Source organism: Blastopirellula marina (assembly GCF_002967715.1).
Classification (GTDB): Bacteria; Planctomycetota; Planctomycetia; order Pirellulales; family Pirellulaceae; genus Bremerella; species Bremerella marina_B.
In genome coordinates, this window is record NZ_PUIA01000074.1 from 168,492 (window position 1) to 195,302 (window position 26,811).

The window sequence follows — 26,811 nt, forward strand, 5'->3', positions numbered from 1 at the left end:
GGCCGAGGTCGTCGGTTGAAGAATGGGATTTGGCTCAACCAAAGCTTAAAAACCTTCCGTGTTCATAGGACAATCTCGACACCAGCGGTGTCCGTTTACAAACAGACGCGAAACTCGATCGTTTCGCGTCCGCGGTTCTCATGTTATTCGGCCAAGGTTTCCCTTAGCGGATCTTTTCGTCTGGCAGTTCCGAGCCAATCCCTTCGTCGATGGGCATCTTGTCGGTGGCTGATGTCAGCCCGACCGATCCCATCTGATCAGATAACTCTTGCCGCAACTGCATGACCAATTGAGCATGTTCCGGCTTTTCTGCCAGGTTGGTCCCTTCGCCTGGATCTGCCTTTAGGTCATACAGCTCGGCCATATGACGGTCAAGGGAACCATCGCCATGCGGGTAACGAATGAACTTATAGCGATCGGTTCGCAGGGCCCGGACGTTTGGCGTGTAGGGGAACTGCTTTTCGTAATTGTAGTAGTATAACCACGACTTTCGCCAATCGTCGTCACCACCAGTGGCCAGCTTTGCCCACGACTTACCGTGAATTTCGTTTATCGGCTTCGCTCCTGCAAGTTCGATCAGCGTCGGAGCCATATCAACGGTTAGAACCTGCTGATCGAGAGCCTTTTCCTTGCCGAGTTTAGGATAACGGACGATCAGCGGAACGCGAATACTCATTTCGTGGGCCGTTCGCTTGTCGACCATTCCGTGCTCACCCTCGAGGAGCCCGTTGTCCCCCATGAAGACAATAACCGTGTTATCCAACTGGCCTGATTTATCCAGCCAGTCATAGAGACGCCCCATGCTGTCGTCGATGCTCAGAACGGTTCCCCAGTAGGCATGCACCATGTTCTCGAAGGCTTTTACCCCTTCTGGGCTGTCATCTGGAAAGTCTTTCCGCCAGTCGAACAGTGGGCCATAGATGCCGTGCCAGGTATACAGCCGCTTCTTCATCCACTTCGGGTTGTCGTCCAGATCAAAGGCCGTTGCCGGGTACTTCACTTCGACATCGTCGAACGCGTGCTCGTACTTGGGCTCCGGAAAATAGAAGCTGTGCGGTGCTTTTTGGCCGATCATCAGGCACCATGGCTTATCGCCATGATCCTTTTCCAGCCAGTCGATCGCCATGTCGGTAACGACATGAGTGTAGTACCCTTCGACGACCTTTTCGCCCTGGCCGTTGATGTTGAAGGCAGTGTCGAAGTACTTTCCCTGACCTTTGTGGGTGACGAACCAGTCAAACCCGGGGCGCGGCTGGTCGTTGTCTTCTCCCATGTGGTATTTGCCGATGTAGGCCGTTTCGTACCCAGCGTCCTGCAGACGCTTAGGAAACGTCGCCATCTCGGCCGGGAATTCGGTGAAATTGTTCGTGACACCGTGCGCGTGAGCATACAGCCCGGTCAAGATCGACGCTCGGCTAGGAGAGCACAGCGAAGTCGTGCAGAACGAGTTATTGAAGAGAATCCCTTCCTTGGCAATTTGATCGATTCGAGGAGTCTTTACGTGCTCGCTACCCAGGCAACCGACCGCATCGGGGCGAAGGTCGTCGCACAAGACGAACAAAATATTCGGTTTATCGGCCGCATCCGCCGCCGAAACAAGCGAAAGCGGAATGCCTAGGAAACACGCTAGAACAAGCATGGAACGGACAAAGTTCATCATGAAGAGTCCTCGTAAACTGGGGCAGAGCAGGGGGAGCCGCATCGGGAACGGCCAGAGGTTCACTCCCTAATTTGCGTCAATAGCTGCCAACTTTCCAGTCGGGGAGGACGAATCACAAGGAAATCGGTACGAATACACCGTAAAAAGCGTAAAAGAAGCGGAAGGCATGGGATTCGAACCCACATGGCCATGAGGACCGCACGGTTTAGCAAACCGGCCCGACAAGCCGTATTCGGCTACCTTCCAAGTTAAAACCAACAGTGACCAAGGTGGGAGTCGAACCCACAAACTCACCACGTTCTCACCGTGACCGCTTTTCCAGTTTGCGTACCTGGTCTTGTACATCCGCGATGTTGTAGTGGCCCAGACGGGATTCGAACCCGCAGCGTCCCCGAATTTTAAGTTCGAGCGGTCAACCAGTTGCCACCGGGCCAACGGAAAAGTAGCTCGAGTGGGATTCGAACCCACAGCATCCCTCGTTCTGAGCGAAGGTGGTCTGCCAATTGCCTACCGAGCTAATCTTCAAAAGCGGAAGCCGTGGGACTCGAACCCACAAACGGAGCAAGCCGTCAGCTGTTTTCAAAACAGTGTCCTCATCCAGCCGGATGACTTCCGAATTAGTGACCCGTGCGGGAGTCGAACCCTGCCTGACCGGCTTGAAAGACCGGTGACCTCACCCGAAGTCGAACGGGCCAATTCAATTGGCAGCACGATGCCTATTCCAGCAAAGCGCAGAAGCGGACCGGGAGGCGCTCGAATCCTCGTCTGCGGTTCTTCAAACCGCCGCTATACCGTCTCAGCTACCAGTCCAGAGGGTGTCATCGCGACACGAAAAAAGCCCGAAGTCGCGTTGACTCCGGGCTGAAGGTCTTTGCGATCTTCCAGCACAGAATCAAAGCAGACTGCGTTCACGCGATAGGGATAGAAATCGCGATTCGCGGCGCAGTTGTTCGCTTAACGAATTTAAAAGCAGACTAAAATTGCGGCGCGACATGGGAATCAATTCCTTCCAAAACCGTTGGCGTGTTACCAAAGGGTGAATCTTTTGTTCAAAGGGTTAGACGAACGTGTCGCGAATAGGTTCGCACTAAGCAGGAAAAAATCCCCCGATTGACACTGAGACCTAAGTTCTAATCACCATCCGGGAATTGCGGTTGGAGCCTTGGTTGAGTTAGCTCTCCACGTTGAACCAGACGCAACGATTCTCAAAAGCGAAACGTGGCAACTCATTCGTTCAGGGGCCTTGGTATGGCAAAATAGGGATACCTGCCACATCACGCTCTTCGCCCCAAATCTTGATAATGGAGACAAGAATCATGAACCTTCGCGCTGCGTTTCACCCTAGAACACTCAGTTGGCTGCTCGCCTTAGCAGTTACAATGATGCCGCTGGCGGCAACTGCCGCCGATGAAGACCCTTACGCGATTGATGGCCCCTGGAAGTACACATTCGTCCCGCCGACCGACGGCTGGAAACTAGCCGACTATGACGACAGCAAGTGGCAGGAAGGTTACGGCGGCTTCGGAACGCGTGGTACGCCAAACTCTCGGATCGGTACCGTTTGGAACACCGATCATATCTGGTTGCGCCGCACTTACGACTTGGAGACCATTCCCAAAAAGCCAGCTCTGTTGGTGCATCACGACGAAGACACCGAGGTCTTCCTCAACGGCGTGCAAGTTGCCAAGTTTGCCCGCTGGTCGACCGAATACAGTGTCTATCCGCTGACCGACGAAGGACGTCAAGCGCTGAAAATCGGCAAGAACATTCTCGCCGCCCATACACGGCAAGACACCGGAGGGCAGTACATCGATATTCATTTGATCGATGAAAACAACGTCCCCAAGCTGCCTCCGGCACGTCTCCCCGATCGTCCGTACCAGTCCGAATTGATCACCAAGTGGGGTTCTGAGGTCACACCTGAGAATGCCTGGCGAGAATATCCCCGTCCGCAAATGACGCGCGACAAGTGGGAAAATCTGAACGGCCAGTGGAACTACGCGGTCACTTCCGAAAACCAGGACAACATTCCCGAAGCATGGACTGGACAGATCCTGGTTCCCTACGCTCTCGAATCGAAGCTGTCTGGCGTTCAGCGAAATCTTCGTCCTACCGAAGCACTCTGGTATCACCGCAGCGTCGAACTGGCACCGCAAGATGGGCAGCGCACACTTTTAAACTTCGAAGCCGTCGATTACGCCTGCCGCGTTTTTGTGAACGGTGTGGAGGTCGGCAGCCACGTTGGTGGAAACACGCCATTCAGCATCGACGTTACCAAAGCTGCCAAGTCAGGGCTGAATGATGTCGTCGTTCGAGTCGAAGACAAGACCGGCGGCGCGCAGTTGCGTGGCAAGCAGACGCTTGATCCGCACGGCATCTGGTACACGCCTGTTTCCGGGATTTGGCAGACCGTATGGGTCGAACAGGTTCCCAGCACGTACATCTCGGATGTGAAGATCTTGACCGATCCCGAAACCGGACGCATTCAGATTGCACCGACGATCGAAGGAAACGGAGCCGCGAAGGTTTCGCTGAAAGCAACCGTCTACGACAACGGCAACGCCGTCGCCGACGTCACTACGGCGAAAGAGGATCTCGTGGTGGAGATCGCCGATGCCAAGCTCTGGTCACCAAGTAGTCCTCACCTCTACGATATCACCGTGGCCGTGCTCGACGAAAAGGGGGCAGTCATCGACATGGTGAGCACCTATACCGGCATTCGTTCGGTGGGAACGGTTCGTGACGAGGATGGCGATCTGCGGTTCACCCTGAACGGCAAGCCAATCTTCCACTGGGGCCCGCTCGATCAAGGGTGGTGGCCTGATGGGTTGCTGACTCCTCCTTCCGACGAAGCGATGTTGTTCGACATCGAGTACCTCCAGGCAGCCGGATTCAACATGATCCGCAAGCATATCAAGGTCGAACCGCGACGTTATTACTATCACTGCGATCGACTTGGGATGATGGTCTGGCAAGACCAGGTTAGCGGCGGCAAGAGCCCACCTTGGACACGGATGAAGCCGGATCCGGTCGACGCCGAGTGGTCCGACGAAGATCATGCCCAGTATCTTCGAGAATTCGACGAGATGGTCACCACGCTGGAAAGCCACCCAAGCATTGTCGTCTGGGTGCCGTACAACGAAGCCTGGGGACAGCATCGCACAGTGGCAACCGGCGATTGGATCCTGCAGCGCGATCCAACGCGGCTAGTCAACATTGCCAGCGGTGGCAACTACTGGCCAGTCGGTCATGTCGCCGATCATCACAGCTACCCACATCCGTCGTTCCCACTCCAGCAGGAACGACTCAACAAGATGGTGAAGGTCGTCGGTGAGTTCGGCGGGCACGGCTGGCCGGTTGAAGGGCACCTATGGAAGAAAACCCAGGCAAACTGGGGTTACGGTGGACTGCCGCGTTCGGCTAAAGAGTACCAGGCCCGCTACGAAGAATCGATTGATAAGCTTCTTCAGCTAAAAGGCGAAGGGATCGCCGGTGCGGTCTACACCCAGACAACCGACGTCGAAAGCGAGATCAACGGCCTGATGACTTTTGATCGAAAGGTCATCAAGATGCCTGCCGAGGAACTCAAAGCGATCCACGTACCGGTTACCAAATAACCTCGATCACAACAACTTGAACCGACAAACTCCGGCCTCGCTGCCAGCGACGCCGGAGTTTTTTTATCCGTCAGACGATTGCTTCGGCGCGACGCGTGAATTCCGCTCGAGCCGCTCGCTAACCCACAGTGCCGCTGCCGCGATCAAGATGGAAACAATGATCACGCCAGTTGCGTTCTGCACACCGCCCGGCGTTTCCATCTGATCGTAAACATACAGCGGTACCGTTTGCGTTTTGCCAGGGATGTTGCCCGAAATCATGATCGTGGCACCGAACTCGCCGAAACCTCGTGCAAAGGCCAGGATGCACCCGGCAATAATTCCCGAGCGAGCCAGCGGTACGGTCACCGTCCAGAACGCATCCCACCGCGTGGCCCCTAGCGTTTCGGCTGCCATTTCTAAGGTGGGATCGACTGAAGAGATTCCTAGACGGATGGAACGTACCATCAATGGAAAGGCCACCACGGCCGAAGCGACCGCCGCCCCTTTCCAGTCGAAGACAATAGAGATGCCCAGCCAGTTTTGCAGCAGCGATCCGAGCACACCGTTGCGCCCAAACGCCACCAGCAGCAAATATCCGGTAATCACAGGCGGCAGTACCAGCGGCAGGTTGATGGCCGTCTCGAGGACTGTCTTCCCCCAGAACGACTTGCGGGCCAGTAGCCAGCCGCAAGCCAACCCCGGCGGAAGACCAAGAAGGACGCCAATCAACGACACACGCAGGCTTAGCAGTACGGCAGCAATTTCGTGGGAGTCCACCGCTACTCCTTTCCCTGGTCGGTGACTAGCGTTTGAAAGCCGTAGCTTTCGGCGATCTGCCGGGCTTCACTTCCCAGAAAGAACTGGTAAACCTGCTCTGACTCGCGTGAGCTTGTCCGCATTCTCACCAGGGGATAAATAATCGGCGTATGCGAAGCTGGGTCTAGCTTCGCCACGACACGAACGTCGTCCGTCAATCGAGCATCGGTGGCGTAAACAATCGCCGCGTCGACTTCGCCTCGCTGGACGTAGGCAAGAGCACTACGGACATCATGGCCGCGGATGATCTTGCCCGCCACATTTAAAGGGTCCCACAGCTTGTAGTGCGTGAGCGCCTGTTCGGCGTAGATCCCAGCTGGAACGTTTTCGCCAGCGAGGGCGATTCGCTTGACGTCAGCAGAAGTGAGATCTTCCAGGCTGTTAATTGAAAGCTTCGAGTTCGCCGGGGCGACAACCACCATCGAATTGGCCAGCCAATCGATCGAGTCGCTCGCCAGGTCGGCATCGACAATCGCTTCCGCCCACTGACGATTGGCGGACACGTAAAGATCCGCTGGAGCACCAGAAAGGATCTGCTGGGCCAGAGCGTGAGATGGGCCGGTGCTGATTTCTATCTCGATAGGATCACCCAGCGAAGCCTTCGCCGCCGCGGCAATGTCCTCTAGCAGATCCTTGGTGCTAGCCGCTCCGAGAATAACGACCGTCGGTGCTTTGCTGCCAGAAGCGTTCGAACAGCCCAGCATAAAGCTGGACAGGGCAAATAGCCAAACCAGGCAGCAGATAACGTGTTTGAACTCAACGGCGAACATGTTCGGACTCACGATGAAGGAATCCGAACATTTTACGCAGATCGGTAGCCAGACTTAAAGGTGCCCGACTACTTGGGTCGTACGTGCAGCAGCACTGGCTGCGTCGCGTGCCCTCCGTCGGAGCCAGTTTGCAGGTGAAACAGGCGGGATGTCGGCTCGGCGACTTCATCAGCGGTGATGAAGAATTCGCGTTCGTCGTGGTCAGACATAATCATCAACCCATTCAGCCCTAAGTTGGCCACGTTGACCGCGAAGGGGAGATTTCGGCCGGAACCTTCCTTGCCAAAGCTGATGTTGCTGTTATCGCCGTTGCGGTTGGCGATCACTTTGAGCATGATCGTCTCGCCTGCTTGAACTTCGAACTCGAGCAAGCCATCTTCGTGTTGCTGGATCGGTGCGACTCCCTTCTCAGCAGGTTCGATACGCAGGGCCAACTTGGTCTTGTCGCGGACTTCAATTTTCTTGAAGCCAGCCACATCATGCTTCACCGGTTTGCCGTCGATCTTGGCCGAGGCCGAAATCTTGATCTGCTTCAGTTGCTCTTCGGTGAGCGTCTTGGCCGACTGGCCTGCGTGCAAGACCCCCATTGCTTCGATCTGACCTTCTTCGATCGTAATCGGGGAAGTAATCGTGAACCCTTCCGGCAGGCCTTCGATTTGAACATCGATTGGCCCGTCGAAGTTATCCATCCGCGAGCAGCGGAACCGAACTTCGCGGTAGCTTTGGGCCCCAATCGAAATGTCACGGAACGCGTTATCGACACGGAAGTCTTCCTTCCGCGGACGAGCGGTGAGCTCGTAAGAGAACTTCTCTCCTTCAAACCCGCGCACGTCGCGAACCTTCACCAGGTAGTCGCCGTCGGACGGTACGGTGAAGAAGAGACGCGAGTCATCTCCCATGGTGCGGCGAGATTCATCGTCGTTTTCGTAGTAAAGTGTGAAGACAGGCAGGCCATTAGGAACGATTGCCTGGCCACTGGGTACTGGCTGAACGACATAGCATGGTTCACCCAATGCGTGGGCCAACGGCGTGGTATCGAAATAGCCCCAGCGTTGTCCTTCACCTGGGTAGACCTTGAAACCGCTATCGGGGCCGCGTGGATGGAGCCACAGCCGAACGATTTCTCCGCTGCAGTACAGATACTGGTTCAGCTTCATCTCTTCCCAGTTGAAGATTCGGAAGTCGTCTGAAGTCGCGTCGTCCTTGCCGCGGAAAGTGAAGTACGAATCTCGCACGGCCTGTAGTTTCACACGTTCCACGGGCGAACCATCGGAGTGGTAAATGGAAATGTGCGAATCGAGAGGGCTCTTTGCGCGGGCCGCGTTGACTTCCAGCACCCACGATTGGCCAGCCAAAACCGAGAAACGGTAGTAGTCGACGTCGGGTCCTTCGGCCTCGTTATGGATGGTCCCTTTGATTTTAGTCGGTAAGGCAACCTTCTGCGCCGACTCAGGCGTGTCGTTTCCTTCCGCCTCGTTGGTGGCGTTCATGTCGGTAGTGGTGATTGGCATCGGTTCGATCGCGGCGACCTGCTGGGTTTGCTGTGTGTTCAGCTCGTCGCTGGTCCACGTAATCCGCTGGACGTCACCATTCATCTGCCCCAGGAAAAGAGACTTTGATGGGGAAGCATATCCGACAGCCATCGAGACTTCGGGACGGTCGCTCCAAAGCTTCAACTCCGAGTAGTTCGACGTGTCCCATAGCTTTACCGCCAGATCGTTGCCAACGGTGAACAGTTTCTGGCCATCGTCGGCAAACGCCAGACGCTGGACAGGGCCTTCGTGTGCAAAACGAGCTTGAATCATCGGATTGATCTTCGGTCCGCTCTGCGAGACGAACTTCCAGACCCGCAGGTTATTGTCGGCACCACCGGCAACGATCGTATTTCCATCAGGCGAGAACGCACAGCAGTAGACCTCTTTCAGCGGTTGCGGCAGCGTATCTAGCCGCATCGCATCACTTACACGCCATACCTTGCAGGTATCGTCCGCGCTACCGGAGACCAGGAATTGGCTGTCAGGGCTGAAGCCTACGTCGTATACGGCTCCATTGTGCCCGGTCAGTTCGTGCAGCGACTTGCCACTTTCGATATCCCACAGCACGATCTTACGGTCGTAACCGCACGTGGCGAGGGTCTTCCCGTCTGGCGAAATCTCGGCGTCGAACAGAATGTCGGCATGGCCCTCAAATGCTTTTTTCTGCTTTCCGGTATCGGTAGCGTAAATCGCCGCATAACCAGCCAGACCGGTGACTCCCGACGCGATGGCGATCTGGTTCCCTTCGCGATTGAAATTCAACGACGTCACCTTGCCAGGAAGCCCTGCGATCTCGGTTAACGGGTTGGCGGCGTCGTAAGAGCCCTGTTCGTCGAGTTGGAAAAGTGCAACGTGCCCGTACCGGCCAATAGCAATCAGCTTCCCATCTGGGGAAACGGCTAGCGCCGAGACAGGTCGAACGCTTGCACTAGACGCGATCGGATCGACTGCCAGCTTCCATGGCGAATCTGCCGAGGAATCCCCCTTAGGTGCTCCCGCTTTGATCCACTCGACGATCCGGTTAATTTCGTCTTGGCTTGGCTGTGGTTCATCTTCCGGCGGCATCTTCGGCTCAGTCGAACCAAGCATGACAGCAGTCAACTGGCTGGCAGTCGGGTCGCCTGGTTTCAGCAGCGGCCCTTCCGACGAATTCCCTTGCAGCGACTTGAATGTGTGCAGGGAAAGCTCCGCTTCTGGTTCGACATCGCTATGACAGCCGACGCAGTACTTACGCAGCAGGGGCTCTACGTCTTTGGTGTAGGTTGGCGAATCAGCAGCGGCGAATTGCCAGAAGCACGACACGACCACCAACGGAAGGGTAAGTAAGCTTGCAGTTTTCATGGCGTATTAGTGATTGAAAAGGAACTCGCGGGTGCTCAGCAGGCCCCAGAACAGGTCTTCGATCGTGGCACGTTCTTCAGCGGAATTGACTGGCGGCAGGAACTGAACCAACTGTTGCCGCTTCTCAGGCGTGGGATACCGTGAGAAGCACGTCAGGTAGATCTCGTCCACCAGGGCCTCGTCTGAAAGCCCATTACGCCGCAATTGAAACAGCTTCTCAACGCGACTATCTTTCGACTGCAGCTTGTTGTTGATCGTATTGCCATTGGAAATGTGCAGCACCTGAACCATGGTGGGCTCTGAGGAACGCTCACATTCGCAAACGATGTTGCGGGGGTTTCTGCCAAACGTGCTCAGGAAGTAGTTCTCGACAGCTGAGTCATACAACTGAATCGCCTTGGTTCCTTCAGGGTAGAAATCGGTCTTCTGTTTGTCGTTGCCTGGGAAGGCGACCGTATCGAACTTCGACGGCACCCCGGTGACTTGCACCACGGCGTCATGCAGTACTTCGGCCATGATTTGCCGTGGGTAGTAGCGACTGTAGAACCGCGACTCGGCCTCGTTCCCGCCGATCGGCTTGCTCGAACGTTGGTAGGCGTTGGACTGCAAGATCGTTCGCATCAGCGATTTCAGGTCGAACTTGCTGTCGACGACATGTTTGGTCGCCGCATCGAACAGCGCGCCATTACTCGGTGGATTCGAGATCCGAAGGTCGTCGACTTCCTCGACCAGGCCGACTCCATAGAAGTTAGCCCACACTCGGTTGGTGATTGCCTTGGCGAAGTAAGGGTTTTCAGGCGAAGTCAACCAGTGGGCGAACTTGACCCGGCGGTCTTCGGGGCTGTCCAGTGCCATTGGCTCGCCATCGAGTGGAGTCGGCGGCTGTGGCTTGCCGGTTCGTGGCTGGACCAGTTCCCCCGAGGTCGCGACGTACAACGTACGAGCGCCGTCCCCGTTGCGACCTTCGCCACCCCAACCTTTGGCTTTCACCCGCGAGAAAATATTGGCCATTGCGTAGTACTGGTCGTTGGTCCACTTCTCGAGCGGGTGGTTATGGCACTTGGCACAACCGATGGAAAGACTCATGAAGGCCTGCGAGGCGTTTTCGGTCATCTCTTCCGGCGATTGATTCAACGCGAAAAAGTTCGTCGCTCCATTCTCGGTACTCTCGCCGGTCGAGGTGACGATTTCGCGAACCAATTGATCCCACGGCGTATTCTTCTCGACGTGGCTATGGATCCACTGGTAATAGGTCTTCAGGGCCGCTGGGCGAAGAAGGGTCCCGTTGAGCATCAGAATGTCCGACCATTTGTACGCCCAGTAGTCGACGAACTCGGGGCTTTCCAGCAGCTTCTCAATCAGCTTGTCTCGCTTGTCCTCGCTCGTATCGGCCAGATAGTCGCGTGTTTCGTCGAGATTCGGAATACGGCCGATCGTATCGAGATAGGCCCGCCGCAGAAATTCGGCATCGGTGCAGTTAGGAGAAGCGACCAGGTTCAAGCGATTCAACTGTGCGTCGATATGCTCGTCGATGAAATTGCGAGGTTTGCGGTCGTCGGCACCATCGGTGTTCTGGCCGCTGGCAGGATAGGGGACGGTCGTCCGCGCGATGGCCAGCTTGCTATCGTACCAGGCCACGATCGCACCTTCGCCGGGACCCATGATGCTGGCCAGGCCATCGGCGTTGACCTGCGAAACGGTATCGTTAGTACTCGACCAGCGAACCCAACGCGTCACATCACGTGAGGTGCCGTCGCTGTAATGGGCTCGCACCGAGAACTGCTGTGAGGTGCCGATCTCTTGTAGCGATGCATCGGGAAAGACTTCCAGACGCTCGACGACGGCGTCGCCAGACTGGGGCGGTGCGGCACCGTGGGCGATCCACTGGGCCAGCACCTCGAAGTCTTCGCTGTCGCGCGGAAGTACCAGGCCACCTTTGTGCGGCACGGCGGTCGATGGCTTGTTCAGCAGCAAACTATACTCTGGCGCGGCGAACTCGATACGGCGTCCTTTGTCCTGCTTCACGATGTTGAAATAGTCCGACTCGGGGTCGTAACCGTTGAGCGATAGGCGAAAGCCCCCTTTGCCAGCAAGGGCCCCGTGGCAACCGCCTGCGTTACAGTTACGTTTCGACAAGATGGGCAGCACATCGCGATGAAAGCCGTACTGCGTCGGCTGGTCTTGGCCAGATACAACGACTTCGACCGATGCCGATTGATCGCCAACTTTGGCGGTGATCGTGGTGGTTCCTCTGGCCACCGGGCGAACGGTTCCGTTTTCAATCGTGGCGATGGCCGGATCGGCCGAGGTCCACTCGATTGCTTCGCTCATCTGGCCGAGAAGCTTGTCGCCTGATTGCCGCTGCACGACAACCAGTTGCTGGTCCTGTGGCGTGCGCAACTCGATCTGCTGCGGTAAGAGTACCAGCGAAGAATCTTCCGCCATCGCAAGCGTATTCGTGCCAGCCAACAGGCCGACAAGAACCATCGCCGCATGGCAAAGGGATAACCGCGTATTCATAAATGGCTCTGGCAGGAAAATGATTTAGAAGAGTTCGTGAATCGGTGCATGCCCGGAATCGACGATTGGGAAGGGTCGTCCGCCGGGTCCTGGCAGTGCCTTGTGAACATCGAAGCCAAGGCTGTGGAATATGGTCGCCGCCACGTCCGCTGGCTGGACGGGTCGATCCGCCGGAACGGCCCCGATCGGATCGCTGGCCCCGACAATGCGACCTCCTTGCACGCCCCCCCCGGCAAAGCCGCACGTAAAACATTGCGGCCAGTGATCGCGTCCCCCTGCAGGGTTCACGCGTGGCGTTCGCCCAAACTCGGCCAGGTTGCAAACCAGCGTCGAATCGAGCAGGCCCCGCTGGTCCAGGTCTTCGATTAGCGCTGAATAACCTTGGTCGTACAGCGGAGCGACGATATTCTTCATCCCTTCGATGGATGTGAACGGCTTCGAGCCGTGGATGTCCCAAGTGATCTCGTCAAACACCGTCAGGAACGTGTTGATCGTCACAAAGCGGACACCGTTTTCAATCAGTCGCCTCGAAAGCAAGCAGCATTGGCCGAAGCGGTTCATGCCGTAACGCTCACGCACTTTCTGCGGCTCTTTAGTCAGATCGAACGCTTCTCGCGCTTTAGGACTGGTCATCAGGCGGAAGGCAGACTCGAAGTTGCTTCCCAACAGGTCGGCACTCTCACTGGCCTCGAACGTGGCCACGGTTTGATCGACCAGGTCGCGAATTCGACGACGACGTTCCAACCGACTCGAATCAATCTCGATCGGCGGCAGCAAGTCGGGGACTTTGAAGTTCTCTTGCGACGGGTCTGCATTGAGGGCAAACGGATCGTGGGCCTTGCCCAAGAATCCGCCTGCCTGGCCGTTGGGCATGTTTCCACCCCCGCGTCCCATCAGCTGCGGCAAGACGGCAAACGCCGGAAGATCGGTCTTTCGGCCACGCTCGAAGCTGACCACCGATCCGATATGCGGCGTGTTGACCCCGCCGGAAAATAGCCGTCCGGTCTGCATCATCTGCCAGCCTGCATCGTGCACGGCAGCCCCCGTGTGATGTACCGAGCGAACCAGCGAGAACTTGTCAGCGATCTTCGCGTGCTGCGGAAGAATCTCGGAGATCTGCAGGTCGGGATTCGTCGTCCCGATGGGCTTGAAAGGCCCGCGGACTTCAGCCGGGGCATCCGGCTTCATATCCCACAGATCAAGCTGACTAGGAGCACCCAGGTTAAAGATCATGATGCAGCTTCGATCATCATGATCTGGCTTTACGGCCCCGTGGGCCTTGGCCGCGAACAGGTGGGGTAGGCTTAGCCCGAGGGCTCCGAGCGTACCTACTTGTAGGAAGTCGCGGCGCGTTTGACCGTTACAGGTGACCGATTTGCCACGCCCTTGAAAGGTGAACATAGCGTTCTCTTGATTGGGTTCAGCCAGGAAGAAAAGTATTGGCTTGGGTGGTGGAGTACTGGGGAGGAAGTCCGTACCGATTACCGCACGATACGAACCGTATGATCACAATCTATCCCGCCCGATGCGTTATAAGCTAGGGATTTTTCCGCAATGTGTGGTATTATATGCGCATCATCCTATATGCCAGAGTGATCCAGATGAACACGCGCATCGGTGCCGAACTGGCCCTTGCTGGGCTATTTGACTATCTTCCGGACGTTTATCTTTACGTTAAGGACCGAGAAGGGCGATTCATCGCCGCCAACCAGTCCCTGTGGAAGATGCGCGGGTACGAGTCCGAGGCTGAAATGCTTGGCAAGACCGACCTCGACCTCCATCCGCGTTACTTGGCCGAACGCTACATGGCCGAAGATCGTCAGGTGATAGAGTCTGGTACGCCGCTTCCCAACCAGATTTGGCTTGTTCCGAGCCAGCCAGGGGAGCTGAAATGGTTTATTTCCAGCAAGACACCTTTGAAAACAGCCAGCGGCGAGGTCATCGGTATCGCCGGGGTGATGCGCGACCTGGAGAAAGCCAAGTCAGTGGCCAACTCGTTTGATGCATTTGAAAAAGTGGTCAATTTCGTGCTGCGAAACTACGAACAGCCCCTCCGTGTGAATGATCTGGCCGCGATGGTCCATCTGTCGGTAAGCCAGTTCGATCGACGCTTCAAATCGCTGTATCACATTACCCCACAGCAGTACATTTTGCGCGTACGACTACACGCAGCATGCCACGAACTATTGGCCTCAGGAGGGACAATCGCCCAAATTGCCACCAGCTGTGGATTCTACGACCAAAGTTACTTCACCAAACAGTTTCGCAAGCATCTGGGAATCTCTCCGACCGACTATCGCGCACGGTACCAAGACTCGCCAGGCCAGCTCTCCGACTCACTAGGACTCGCCCCGTTGTTTGCTACATGAGCCAGCTTCAAATGACTCTCAGCGACTACTCCCAGGGGGCCAAGTCATCTGGTGGGAGCAATGTCCAAAGGACATTCTCGTCGCTCTCGTCGTCAAACGTTTCGCAGTACCAGGACCAAGCGTCGTCGTCCTGACTTACGGCATCGACCAATCTTCCATCCAGTTCCGAAGAAACCGTGCCTTCGGCGCTCACCTCCATTGGGATGCGTTCAGCCCGTCGGTAGATACGTTCGTTGCCGTTTAAGTCATCGACGATTGTCAGGAAGTTGGGCGTAATCATGATCATTTCAGATCCCTGATCTTCGCGCTCGACGATCATTGAATGCTCTGCCAGCGATTCTCCCTCCAGCGGCAAGTTGGAAGTTTCCGCTGGACTTTCACTAGCGGAGAAGCCTGGCATGTCGACTCGGACACCGTTGGGCTTCTTCAATCCGTAGTGTCGGATGAACAGCGCGAAGTCAGCAATTGAGACCCGGCCGTTGCGGTCGTAATCGAACAAAAAGGTATCACTATCTTCGGGATCGACTTGCCGACCGTATTTCGAGATAAACCCGGCAAAGTCTGCCAGGCCGACGCGGCCATCCTCGTTAAAGTCGTAAACCACCGGTGCGATCTGGGCCACCACCTGGGTATGCGTTCTCAGGGAGTTATCCCCTCCCCAAATCTCAGCAATAAGCAGCTTCAAACCATGGCTGGTGGTTGCCTGGGGGTAATGCCCATCGGTATCGATCAATAACCCCGCCGCATCGTCCTGGTTGGTTTTGAGCAGGAGTGACGAAATCAATACCTTTTGCCCAGGCATGTAGCTACTGAGGTCGATACCGGCCAATGTAATCGACGCGTGCAGCATGCCCAATTCTTCCGTGATCTGGATGTCGGTCTGCGCGGCAAGATTTGCCAGGGATTCCAGTTCGGTAAACCACTGCGAATTCCATTCGATATCAAACGTCAGGGTGATCGGTTGGCTTTGCAGTTCGGCCGTCACCTCGAGCCACAACTGCGCCACCCCATTTTCCCATTCGTTGAGCGTCGTGTTCCCAGGCGGCATGTTCGCCTGCTGGGTTCCGACCGGGGAAGTTTCGTCCTCACGTACGACGGAAAGCACCAGGGCTTCTGTTCCGGTAGGAATAGAATTGTCGACAATCTGCGTAGTAAAGTCAGAGTTGCCGGTTGGCGACTGGATGTTTCCGGCGTTATCGCGGGCCAAGCTAAAGAACTGGTACTCATTGCCACGCACACCGGTAAACGTGTACTGCGTGAGCGTTGTACCCACGAGCAGCGGTTGATACGCGCCGCCGTTTTCCGATACGAAAATATCGAACGTCGCGAGCCCCGAACCACCTGGCACGTCGAGGCCTGACCATGACAGCAAGAAGGTTGCCGAATCGACCGTCGACGGAACCTGCGTCATGCTGCTGGTCGGACCATCGGCATCCAGCGTGTTGAAGATGGCTGGCGTCAAAATGGGCTCGTTGATGTCGAACACGATCTCTGCGACTGCGTCGATCACCGTACCAGTGACGACGTCTGACTTCGCACCGATGGTGTAATCGAAGAAGCCTTCCCCTTCTGGGCTCGTCAAATTGGGCGGTAATAGTCCGACAAGCGGATCTTGTGGAGGTTCGCCGGTGGCGGGATCGATGGCTTGCAATTCCCAGAATGCCTCGCCGTTGACGATATCAATCCCAGCGAACACATCGACATAGACTCCCAACTCTTGGGTAAGATCCAATCGATCCGAGTGGAACGAGCGATTGTCCGGCACCTCGAACAATAGGTTCCCAATAGCGAAATCGCCCAGGCGAAACGATCGGAAGTCCAGATCGGTGTCCAACTGCTGCACGATGCGGACCGATTGCGCCGGAGCGGTCGCCAACAATGGATCGTTCTCGAATCGAATGCGATAATTCAGCGGATCGGAAGCGGCGATCCAATGCTCAGGTCCGAACCCGCTAGGCCCGATGATGTCGTTAGGATCGCGAGAGGCCGGGAAGTCGGTCTCCTTTTCGGTGTCACAAGGGCCATTGCAAAGCTCATCTTGTACGTCCTCATCATCGTTATCTTCTTCATCTTGCAGGTTTTTCACGCAGTCGTTGTAACTATCGACCGATGAGATCGCCTTGTCGACGGCTCGCAGGTAATCTTGTTCTGCTTTTTCGAACTCACGAAACTCTTGTTGCATCTTGGAGAACGCATCGATTGTCGGCGAGAAATCTAATGCATCCCTGATCCCAAGCAATTGATCGATCGCGGCGACGACGGTACCGTACTTCTGGAAAAAGCCGAGCGCGTCGTCATACTTGCCGCCACCAACGCAAGAGAGAATGACGATTTTAATTTGATTGACAACGCCAAAGATCTCCGTCATGAATTGGCCAGCGTTGTGCAGACCGGCTAGTGCATCTCCTTCCGATCGAGCAGACCGAGCATCGGTAGCGGCCTCGCGTAGACCTTTGATCTGCGAGTTGAACCGAATGACAGAAAGTCCAATTCCCTTCAAACAACCGGGATCGACCTTCTGAAGGCCTTTAACAAGCTTGAATGCCTTCAAAGCTGTTACGGCAAAGCTGCCAATCTCAATGAGATCCTTCCCCAGTGCGACTCCAAATGAGGCCGCGGAATCCCAGGCTTCCGACTGTTCTTGATCGGCAAGCTGATAGGCACGCTGCTGATCGGCAATCGCATCCATGGCTAGGTCGCGTAGCGGCTCGCAGTCATCGCAATCGGGTTTGGCAACCAGGTCATTGTCGCTTGCTTCGTCATCACGGCGGAAGTTATCTACTTTGTGCCGAACCCAGTTAAACGCACTATCGAGATAACCTCCGATGAAGTTCGCTGTCAGCTCACCTTCTATGACAGGGGGAGGCAACGAGTTGTTAGCTTCCTCGACTGTATCGCTCAAATTCGCCCCGATGGCCACCGTTTGAACTTCCACGTCACCCAATTCTACCAACACTTCATCAGGCGTGGCCGAGGTAACCGGCTCGATGCCTGCCCCTTGAAGCGTGATCGTCAGCGGGCCTGTGTTCGAGTCGATCAGGAAGGTGCCATCTTCGGCGGTAAGTATGGCTGCCACCACGTTGCCGTCGCTATCCAACGCGACAACCGAAACGCCAGAAAGCGGGTTCCCCTGGTCATCAACCACGCGGCCCGTTACTGAAGCCTGTGTCTCATTGAGCGTTGTATCGATCACAACCTCGCCTGCCACGACCAGGTCTCTGATCACAACGGCCGCATGCCCAGGCGCGATAAAGCTCAACGAGTATGTACCGCTGGGGATTGAGCTGATCGAGTATGTGCCGTCCGTGTTGAGCTTGCCATGGAAATGCACGTTTGTGGTCGTATCGCGTAGAATGATCTGAACGTTCTCAAGAGTCGTTGCGACCGAGCTGTCGATCGTGCCGTGAATCTCGTTGTACTCAAGCGCATTCAAGGTTGTGATCACGTCGGTATCTGCCGTCAGAATCACTTCCTTCGCCGTAAAGCCTCCATCCGGCGACTGGGCCGCTAACTGGTACGTCCCGGATGCAAGGTTATCGAAGGTCACATTGCCGTCGACATCCGGCATCGCCGGAGCGATCGGAACGAAACGCCCTTCTACCTGCAGGCTGAGGATCACAATCGTGTCGGTGATTCCTACATCTTGGACGTCGAAGCTTGCCTGAATCAATCGCGTGCCCAACGCCAAGTCAACTTGAGCAGCGGTACCGCTGGTCACGTTCACCGGAACTGGCTGGGAAGCTCCATCCCCGGCTACCTGCAGCACGTAGCTGCCAGGCGTGACGACAGGGAACTGGTAGTTGCCCTGTTCGTCGGCGATCGCTGTCGCGACGACTTGATCCGCCAGCAACAGCAATACGGAAGATCCACCTGCAGCGGAACCAGCGCTGGTTTGTACTGCGCCTGAAATCCGTGTCGACGTATCGATCGTGAAGTCTTGGGCGGCCGTGAACGCATCGCCAGGGGCCAATTGGATGTTCGTCTGGGTGGCAACGCCAGGAATCACGATCGAGTAACTCCCTTCGGGGATCGCTTCGAATTGATATTTACCCTGGGCGTCGGTAAAAGACGTATCTTCATACCCGGCGTCGCCTTGTAGCTGAACGCGAATACCTGCGACCGGCAAACTTCCCTGGGTATTGCGTACGAACCCCATCGCCGTGGCCCCGGCCACGATAACAAGCTGGTCAGCAATGACAGTCGTGCTGTCGACAACCTCAACGGTAACCGGGCTCGCGAATGCGTTGTCTGTCAGTGCTAGGCGAATGTCATAAGTACCTGGACCGGCACCAACAAAGCGGTAATTGCCATTCTCGTCCGGGGTCGTCGTGGCAACGACTTCGTCACTGAGAATAAGTTCCAACTGCAAGTGGCCGTTCGGATGCGACGAACTATTGCTGATGACGCCAGAGACTTCGGCCCCTTTCACGAGTTGGAGGTTGCCCAGGTCGAGCTCTTCCCCCTCGGACACGATCACGTTCTGGAGCGTGACCGGCACATAGCCTGTCTGATCGACAACGATCGTGTATTCTCCGTAAGGTAGGCTATCGAATCGAACCTGAGAGCCGTCCACGGTGCCAGCAAACGTGGTATCAGGCGACGTGTCGCCGTTAAGCCTGGCGATCGCCGTAAACTCGTCACCAGCGACTACACCGTCGCTCAACGAAACGGTAAACGAAATCTTCGCTTCTGGTGCCAACCGCAAGGTAGGTAGTTCGACAAACTCAGACGTTTCGTCAATGGTCAGCGTAGCGGAAGTCCGGGTATACCCTTCGGCCTCGGCAACAACGCGGTAGTCGCCAGGAACGAGACCGCCGATGCGAACGTCTCCCCTCTTTCCTGTCAGGGAAGAGACAATCACCGAACCATCGGAATGAATCAGCGTGACCCGAACGTCGTTCAACGGCAGACCATTGGTTCCTTTGATACTTCCACGGGCAATGACCCCGGGGAAAACCTCTAGCGTGACCGGGGTGCTCGAATCGCTGAACACCTCGACTTGCACTGGCGATTGAACCAGCTGCGCGCCACGAACTGTCAGTTCATACTGTCCCAGCGCAAGCCCCGTGAAAGCAAAGCTGCCGTCACGACGCGTTGTAACGATCTTTTGCTGACCTGTCTCGATATGGGTAGCGACAACATCTACTTCGCCGTAAATGACATCCAGGCTATCCGCATAGATGGTTCCTCGAATGCTATTTCCCAAACTAGCTCTGGCATCTTCAAATGCCAGCTGCAGCAACGCCCTTGGATCGGTTGGATCCCCATCGGCTGCAGTGATTCTCGTCGCATTCTGGGCCAGCATCCGGCGGTAATCGCCCCAGCTGTTGCCGACCAGGGAAATGAGTTGCGTGAAAATAGCTTCGAAGGTGATGTCGTCGATACCTCGGCGCACGATCGAATCCTTCACCAGTTCCCAGTTGAATGTCTCTTCCAGGTCTTCCCCCAGACGATCGGCATATGCGGTTGATTGACCGCCAGCGGCGGGCGCGGTGGCTTTCGTTAAGAAGCTTCCGTTACTGCCAGGCGAGAGTACGTTCAGCGGACCACCATCTTCGGATACGCCCAGAATGACATGGTTTAGGCCGAGCCCCAGTCCGGTTGTATCAAAAATGGGGACTCCGTTGCCCAGGGCGACCAGTGGAGGCAGAACGTCGTTCAAGCCCGAATTTCGCCAGAGGTAACTGATCGAGTATTGGTTGTTTCGAATGACCGCATTCGGCGCGAGGATATCGAGTGTTGTTACCAATCCCACGCCAGGCACAACTTCCAGACCCTCTGTAACGGTTACCGGGGAACTGCCCGGCTTGGTCAGTGTCAGGTCATACTGTCCCGGAGCAAGCCCCGCGAGATCGAATGTTGCGTACAGCAGCGTCGAACCTTCAAAGTAGATCTGCGAAGCCGTGATTTCCACTCCCACCGCATTGGACAGGGTAGCGCCGACCGTGCGATCGAACTTCGCCCCGTTCACCGGCAACGTAATCGAGCCCGAATTACCCGCGGTCCCGAATGTAGAGTCATAGACATCGAATTCCACCAGGTCGGCGGTCAACGTGAAATTGGCCGGGCTGTCGCTGGTCGTATTTCGATAAAGGCGAACGTAGTAGTTTCCTTCGCGACTCGACGGAATAATCAGCCGCTGAGTGAGCTCGAACGGAGAATTCAAAGCGTAGTCGTAATTACTGCGGCTGGGGATTCGATCGTAGGCAACATACAGTTCGAAGCCATCGTCGATGGTCGTTCCTTCCAGCAAGAAGGACAGGGCCTCGCCCGCTGGCACGGCAACCTGGTAGTAGAGGCTTTGGTCTGCATCCGCTATTCCCGCTTCTGGTACTCCTAACTCGAGTGCAGGGAAGTCAATCGAGGCGGAATCGAGCGAGAACCCAATGTTGTTCTGCTCGTTTCCTTCAGGAATTTGATTGAGAATATCGCTGCGGATGATGATGTGATAGTCGCCTGGCACAACGCCGGGCAGCAGGGCCGTGAGGGTCTCGGAATAGGAACCGGCAGACGGAACCGGACCGGAAACATTCACGCGGCCAACTAGCGGATCGTTCACATCCCAGGTCTCGTCCGCAGAGAGGTAGACCGAATCGGTCCAGCGACCCTGTGCAGAGTTTTCACCCAGGTTTGCAACGGTATACGATACGGTAGCCTGTTGACCGGGGATACCGGTGGCCGGAACCGTGATCGTGCCGACAACAAAGTCGACCGGTTGGGTAATCAGGACCTCGACCGAGTAAGGATCGAAATTCCTGTTGTTCAGCTCGGCATCCTTCTCATAGATGCGATTGGAACTGTCTGTCACAACAAACAAGTAGTAAGGCCCAGCCAAACCGACCGGCAGTTGGACGGTGCGTGTCTGCTGGTAGCTTTCCCCCATGCCCAATGCATTCGGGCGGTTGGCGTAGACCAGGTAGATGTCATCCAAGGGATCGAACACCTGATCCAACGACAGATAGACACCATCGGTCCAACTCAAATTGCCGGTCGAATCGCCGTGGTTTTCTACCGTCCAACTGATCTCGATATCGCGGCCGGTGTAAGCCGTGTCAGGCGCATCGACCTCAGTGACGACCAGGTCGGGAATTAGTGGAGTCGGGATGACCAGATCCCCTTCACCATCATCGTCTCCTCCTCCGCCATCGCCACCTCCGCCGCCCCCGTCACTATTGCCTCCGGAGGTCGCTTTGGCGTTGTTGTTTTCATTGAGACCTTCCAGAACCAGATCGGTCGCATCAGTACGAATAATAACGAAGTAGTTTCCGCTCATATCAGAAGGAAGACTGACCTGCCGGAAAGCATTGTACGTTTCGCCTGGTCCCAGCGGATTGGAGTGCTGCACGGTGGCCAGCAGCAAGTCCCCCTCGTCGATGCGGCTATCGTAAGAGAGATAGACCTCGTCATACCAGATATTCGAGTTCGTAATGACCGGAGCATTGTTCTGGACGGTCCACTCGACGAACAACTTGTGGTCGACGTTCGGAAGCGCATTTACCGCGGCCACTTCCAAGTCAGATTCGATCCGCGAGACTTCCAGGGGAATCGCCATCGAAGCGTTGTTGGTTTCATCGTCTTCAATGACGACCGATCGTGCGTCGGTCAACAGTATGAGATGGTAGCTCCCCGGAAGCTGCGAGTAAGGAATCTGAGCGAAGGCGTCCTTCACGCGATACGAAGCATCCACGTCCAGGGTGCCATAATGCGTGTTGGTGAGCAAAACCAGGTCGTCGCTGCTGGGAGTGCTATCAATGGAAAGCAGGACGCGATCAACCCAGTTTGAGGACAACGTTTCACCGATGCCGCTATTGCGTACGATCCAGTCAAGAGAAAGAGCCTGACCCGCTTCGACGGTGCCTGGTCCAGTGAACTGAACGATCTCCAAATCAGCCGGAGTGAATGTCGAGGTCAGCGGCGTGGGGTCGAATCCCAGATTGTTGTCGTTGTCGAGTTCAAACACGTAGTCGCCACGATCGGTGATCACGTAAACGTAGAACTCACCCGTCAATTCGTGGCTCAAGGTGGCCGTCAACGAGACATCGTATCCCTCGCCTGCATCCAGACCTCCGTAGTGGGCGACCGTCTTCAGCCGCGTGTCGCCCGCCGGATCGAACTGGCTGTCAGTCGAAAGGTAGACTTCGTCGTACCATACCGAGTTCACCGCGCGGCTGGCACCCGCGTTGGTGACACGAAATTCAATGAGCATCGGATGCCCGGCATCAACTACATCAGGTGCCGTCACCGACTCCACCTCCAAGTCAGGCGGAGGAGCCAGCACAACGTTGATTTGCGAGTTGTCGACACCGATGTTGTTTTGCTCGAAAGTATATTCGTAGACATCATTCGAGGTGTCGGTCTGCACAATAACAAAGAACGGTCCCTGAGTACTTAGCGGAACCGAACCGGCAGCGGTCACCGTATACGTAGCCCCCGCAGCCAGCGCACCCTCGTGCGTGGCAGATCCCAGCAGGTGGTCGCTTCCATCGAGCACGTTATCGAGCGAAAGGTATACCCGGTCGTTCCAGCTCGACTCACGCGTAGGTCCCGTTCCGTTATTGGCGACCGTCCACGTTACCGAAAAAGGCTGCCCTGAGAATACCTGCGTCGGTGAGAGGATGTTGGTCACTTCAAGGTCGGCTGGGGGGGACAGTTGAACCGTCATCACCTCGCTGACCCCCAGGTTGTCCCCTTCACTATCTCGCTCATTCACCCTCAGCGTTGCATCGGTTTTGATCAGGATGTAGTAGTCGTCGTCAATCCCGCGCGGCAGAGTCACCGTCAACGAGTTGCGGTAGCTGTCACCAACTGCCAAGTAAGCAGGGTTGGCGGCCCGGCCCAGGTAGATATCGCCAACGTCAAGCGTGCTATCGAGCGAAAGATAAACTTCGTCGTACCACCGCGGCGCACTGGTGGGACCAGTCCCTTGGTTGGTTACGAGCCAGTCGACTTCGATTGTCTGTTCGGAAAAGGCATCCAACGGCGCATTGACTTCGCCAACCAGCAGGTTGGGATAAGGAGGAATGATGATATCGATTGCCTGACCGCTGATCAGGAAGTTGTTATTCTCGCCCAATCCTTCAAACACTTCATCGAGCCCGTCGGTCTCGATGATTGCATAAAGGTCGTTCTCCCAATGTTCGGGAAAGAGAATCTCGTGCGTGCGCACGATCGATTGCCCTGCGGCAAGGGTGCCGGTGAAATCGTATCCGTCATAGATCGAGTCCGATCCGATCTGGTCGTCTTGGGAAAACGACAGCCAATCGAGAAATAATCCTGTGAAGTCTGTCGTCCCTTGATTGGTGATCGTCCACGAGACGAGCGCCTTTTGGCCGGCGATCACTTCCGGTGGAATGATCAGGTTCGATACCACCAGGTCAGGCAGCGGCGGGTAAGTGATCTGCAGCGGAAGAGTGGCCGTTACGTTGTTGGTATAGTCGAGTTCGACTTCGCTGACACTGGAATTCGTTTCGACCAGCACGTAATACGTACCAGGGGTGAAAGTTTCGTTCAGCGGAAGAGTAAACGTCTCACTTAGCGAATAGGTTTGATCGGGGCCGAGTGGAGCAAAGCCCGACGTATCACTACTTCCCAGCAGATAGTCACCGCCTCCTATCGTGGTATCGGTCGACAACCAGATTCGATCGAGACGGAAATTTGATGCCTCGACCATGCCAATGTTGCGGACAATCCACGAAAGTGAAATCTCATCGCCAAACACCAGCGGATCGGTGCTGACAACCGGAGTCTCGTCGACGATCAGATCGGGACGCGTGATATCGATTACGGTTGCCGCGATATTGTTCAGTTCGTCCGACTCGACTAGCGCCAATTGATTATCGGCAACGACGTACAGGTAATACTCACCCAACTGCGTGCTCAGCCAGGACAACTCGACTGACTCGGTGCGGGTATACGAGCCGGTCCCCGCCAGCGGAACCTGATCATCCGCAGGAAATTCTGCGAGAAGCCGCGCGGACCCATCGAATACGTCGTGCCGCGAGAAGTAGATGCCGTCAGTCCACGACGACCAGGCAGGTCCAGCACCATCGTTGGTAACGGTCCAGGAGACTTCAATCGTTTGGCCATGCGATGCGTAAGCGGGTGCCACGACCTGGGATGGAATCAGGTCGGCAGGCTCGGTCCACTCAATCGTGGCCGCATTGCTGGTCACCGCACCGGCTCGGGCTGTGATCGTGTCGGTGCCGGCGACGCTGCCGGTATAAGAGATCGAAGCCTGGCCGTTGAGTTTTGTGAAAGCGACCGCTGTAAACGGATTCGCCCCGGTAACTTTGAATTCCACCAACACACCAGGGAACGGCACGCCGTTTTCATCCAGGACCGTGGCGACCAACTCCTGTTCGAGCCCTGTCGTCGACCCCACCACAGTTTCCAACATCACCGTTTCAATGTTGCCGATGGGCAGCAGCGAGGCTCCGCCGGTGTAGCCATACGAATCGTCGCTGGTAAAACCATAAATCATCACGCCGATCGGCGAATCGGCGACGACGTTGTGTGTACCAGCAGAAATCGGAACCTGGGCCCCGACAAATCCGCTATCTCCGATGGGTTGAAAAAGCAATGGATCGACCGGCTGCCCATCGACCAGGATCGAATCGACAGCCTGGCTGGCCGCCCAAATATTGATGTAGTGATAGCTAAAACCGGAAGAAGGCGTAGTCAATGTGTACTCGGCCAGCAACTGTTCGGCAGGCGGGATCAGCGCCATCAACGGATCGCCGGTGGTGTAGTCGTACGTTCGCCCCGTAGCGAACTGCGCGACCAACGCAGGGTGGCTCGTCTCGACGAACGAGCGCGTCGTCAAACGGGTTTCGTAAAATTCACCTCGATCGAGCGTCGCAACGAGCGTACCGTTAACGCGTACTTCCGTGTCTTCTTCGCTGGCCAATACACGAAAGAAGTCGCCTGCCGTACGCTGTGCTAATGGAATCGTGACGAAGTTCACCCCCCACGTAACCACCGGTGGCAACTGTTCCACGATGTGGTCGTAATACGAAGTTCCGACCGGGATCTGGGTAGCTGAATTGCCGCTCATGACCGCCACCGGCTTCGTCGATTCGATCGACGTGCCGGTTAAGTCTGCATTCAGGGTGGGGTTGGCCAGTTGATAAACCTCCCCTTCCTGTAAAGTCACCTGATAGGGTACGCCAGCAGTCCGTGTACCAACGGTAATCGTCGGTGTAACAGTGATGACGGTATCGTCTTCCACAGCAACGACAGCAAACTGCGTTTTCGACTCGGCAAAGCTGTTGGATGGGTAGGACATCACCAGGTACTCGTTACCGAGAATGTCAGTTGGCAATGCCACAAACGCGTCTGTCGTGTAGGCTTTGCGATTGAGACCATAGACGGCAATTTCTTCGGCTGAAGTGATCTCGACACCCAAGTTTGCCGTGCCGTCATCTTGGCTCACTAATGCACTCGATGGTAACACGAGCGTCGTGATCTGCCCCGGTGTAACAGTGAATGATTGTTCGTAAGTCAAACCGGGAATGCGCACCGTACCGGACGTTGCCGTGGGACCGGTAAGGTATAACGTGGGCTGAACGCCTGAATTGGTTCCATTCTGCTGAAACGCAAACCAGAACTCGGTCCCCAGCGTATCGGCCGCCAGCATCTGCCGGGCCTCCAGGACTTCCATCCCCATCGTACGCGAAGCCGGCTTTCGGCGAGCCGACTTCTGGAAGGAGTGGGCGCTGTCGTTGCGACGGTTCGGAGAGTGAGAATGAAGCATCGAGCGTCTTTCAATCTACGCAAACTGGCTGACGGGTATTGTGGGAAGAGAGCCATTCACGGACAGGCAATAGGTTGCAGCGTACCTCAACTACTGTTGCAGGCAACGCAAGCTATCCGATCTCCATTCCCGAAGTCATCGAAAAGGTTAGATAAGAGAAAGATTAGCGCCGAAGTCCATCTCTTTAAGGATGTTAGCGACTTTTCCTGTCGTAAAAAGAATGCCCCTGACCCCCTATGTTTGCCCCTTCAGATGACTCCAGCATGGGATATCCGGTGACCACAATTTAACCAGACTTAGGGGGTTCAGCCAACCTAAAAATCGGCAATGCCATCCTAATCCCGATATTTAGCACTCGGCTTCGCGGCAGCCAAAGACGACCGATCCGATCCAAAATCTCTCTGCCTGAAGGGGCTCTGGATTATTTTGGAAAATCTTTTCCAGGCGTA

At 55.8% G+C, this 26,811-nt stretch carries 9 protein-coding genes and 6 tRNA genes; 2 read left to right on the forward strand and 13 right to left on the reverse strand.

Annotated features, from left to right (window positions below; genetic code table 11):
• Nucleotides 1-163: 163 nt before the first annotated feature.
• From C5Y96_RS23115 to C5Y96_RS23130, 7 genes are all read right to left on the reverse strand, one after another.
• Nucleotides 164-1,660, reverse strand: a complete 1,497-nt coding sequence (locus tag C5Y96_RS23115; protein WP_233199065.1) for a sulfatase — start codon at nucleotides 1,658-1,660, stop codon at nucleotides 164-166.
• Between the two features lie 158 nt (nucleotides 1,661-1,818).
• Nucleotides 1,819-1,905, reverse strand: a tRNA-Ser gene (locus C5Y96_RS27495).
• 16 nt (nucleotides 1,906-1,921) lie between these two features.
• Nucleotides 1,922-1,997: transfer RNA gene (locus C5Y96_RS27500), tRNA-Leu, on the reverse strand.
• A 106-nt stretch (nucleotides 1,998-2,103) separates the two neighbouring features.
• A tRNA-Leu gene (locus tag C5Y96_RS23125) sits at nucleotides 2,104-2,177 on the reverse strand.
• A 12-nt stretch (nucleotides 2,178-2,189) separates the two neighbouring features.
• Nucleotides 2,190-2,274, reverse strand: a tRNA-Ser gene (locus C5Y96_RS27505).
• A 7-nt stretch (nucleotides 2,275-2,281) separates the two neighbouring features.
• Nucleotides 2,282-2,354: transfer RNA gene (locus C5Y96_RS27510), tRNA-Glu, on the reverse strand.
• A gap of 44 nt (nucleotides 2,355-2,398) precedes the next feature.
• Nucleotides 2,399-2,470: transfer RNA gene (locus C5Y96_RS23130), tRNA-Phe, on the reverse strand.
• A gap of 506 nt (nucleotides 2,471-2,976) precedes the next feature.
• On the opposite strand from C5Y96_RS23130, the gene C5Y96_RS23135 reads away from it, so the two are divergent.
• Nucleotides 2,977-5,277 (forward strand): glycoside hydrolase family 2 protein, encoded by a 2,301-nt coding sequence (locus tag C5Y96_RS23135; protein WP_233199066.1) that lies wholly within the window; start codon nucleotides 2,977-2,979, stop codon nucleotides 5,275-5,277.
• A 63-nt stretch (nucleotides 5,278-5,340) separates the two neighbouring features.
• Here the strand turns inward: C5Y96_RS23135 and modB are convergent, their stop codons facing one another.
• Genes modB through C5Y96_RS23160 form a run of 5 tightly spaced genes read right to left on the reverse strand, consistent with a single transcriptional unit; the run spans nucleotide 5,341 to nucleotide 13,642 of the window.
• Nucleotides 5,341-6,036, reverse strand: coding sequence for a molybdate ABC transporter permease subunit (gene modB, locus C5Y96_RS23140; RefSeq protein WP_105358375.1), 696 nt, complete (start codon nucleotides 6,034-6,036; stop codon nucleotides 5,341-5,343).
• Between the two features lie 2 nt (nucleotides 6,037-6,038).
• Entirely contained in the window at nucleotides 6,039-6,857 is an 819-nt protein-coding gene (gene modA / locus C5Y96_RS23145) for a molybdate ABC transporter substrate-binding protein (protein ID WP_146115779.1), read from the reverse strand.
• A 56-nt stretch (nucleotides 6,858-6,913) separates the two neighbouring features.
• Complete coding sequence (locus tag C5Y96_RS23150; RefSeq protein ID WP_105358379.1) at nucleotides 6,914-9,721, reverse strand: c-type cytochrome domain-containing protein; 2,808 nt, start codon at nucleotides 9,719-9,721, stop codon at nucleotides 6,914-6,916.
• A 6-nt stretch (nucleotides 9,722-9,727) separates the two neighbouring features.
• The gene (locus C5Y96_RS23155) at nucleotides 9,728-12,241 is read right to left on the reverse strand and encodes a DUF1549 domain-containing protein (RefSeq protein WP_233199067.1); all 2,514 of its coding nucleotides are present in this window, start codon (nucleotides 12,239-12,241) and stop codon (nucleotides 9,728-9,730) included.
• 24 nt (nucleotides 12,242-12,265) lie between these two features.
• Nucleotides 12,266-13,642, reverse strand: coding sequence for a DUF1501 domain-containing protein (locus C5Y96_RS23160; RefSeq protein ID WP_105358382.1), 1,377 nt, complete (start codon nucleotides 13,640-13,642; stop codon nucleotides 12,266-12,268).
• Nucleotides 13,643-13,842: 200 nt separating this feature from the next.
• On the opposite strand from C5Y96_RS23160, the gene C5Y96_RS23165 reads away from it, so the two are divergent.
• Nucleotides 13,843-14,610, forward strand: coding sequence for an AraC family transcriptional regulator (locus C5Y96_RS23165; RefSeq protein WP_158261379.1), 768 nt, complete (start codon nucleotides 13,843-13,845; stop codon nucleotides 14,608-14,610).
• 25 nt (nucleotides 14,611-14,635) lie between these two features.
• Here the strand turns inward: C5Y96_RS23165 and C5Y96_RS23170 are convergent, their stop codons facing one another.
• Nucleotides 14,636-26,362, reverse strand: a complete 11,727-nt coding sequence (locus C5Y96_RS23170; RefSeq protein WP_105358386.1) for a CARDB domain-containing protein — start codon at nucleotides 26,360-26,362, stop codon at nucleotides 14,636-14,638.
• Nucleotides 26,363-26,811 lie beyond the last annotated feature (449 nt).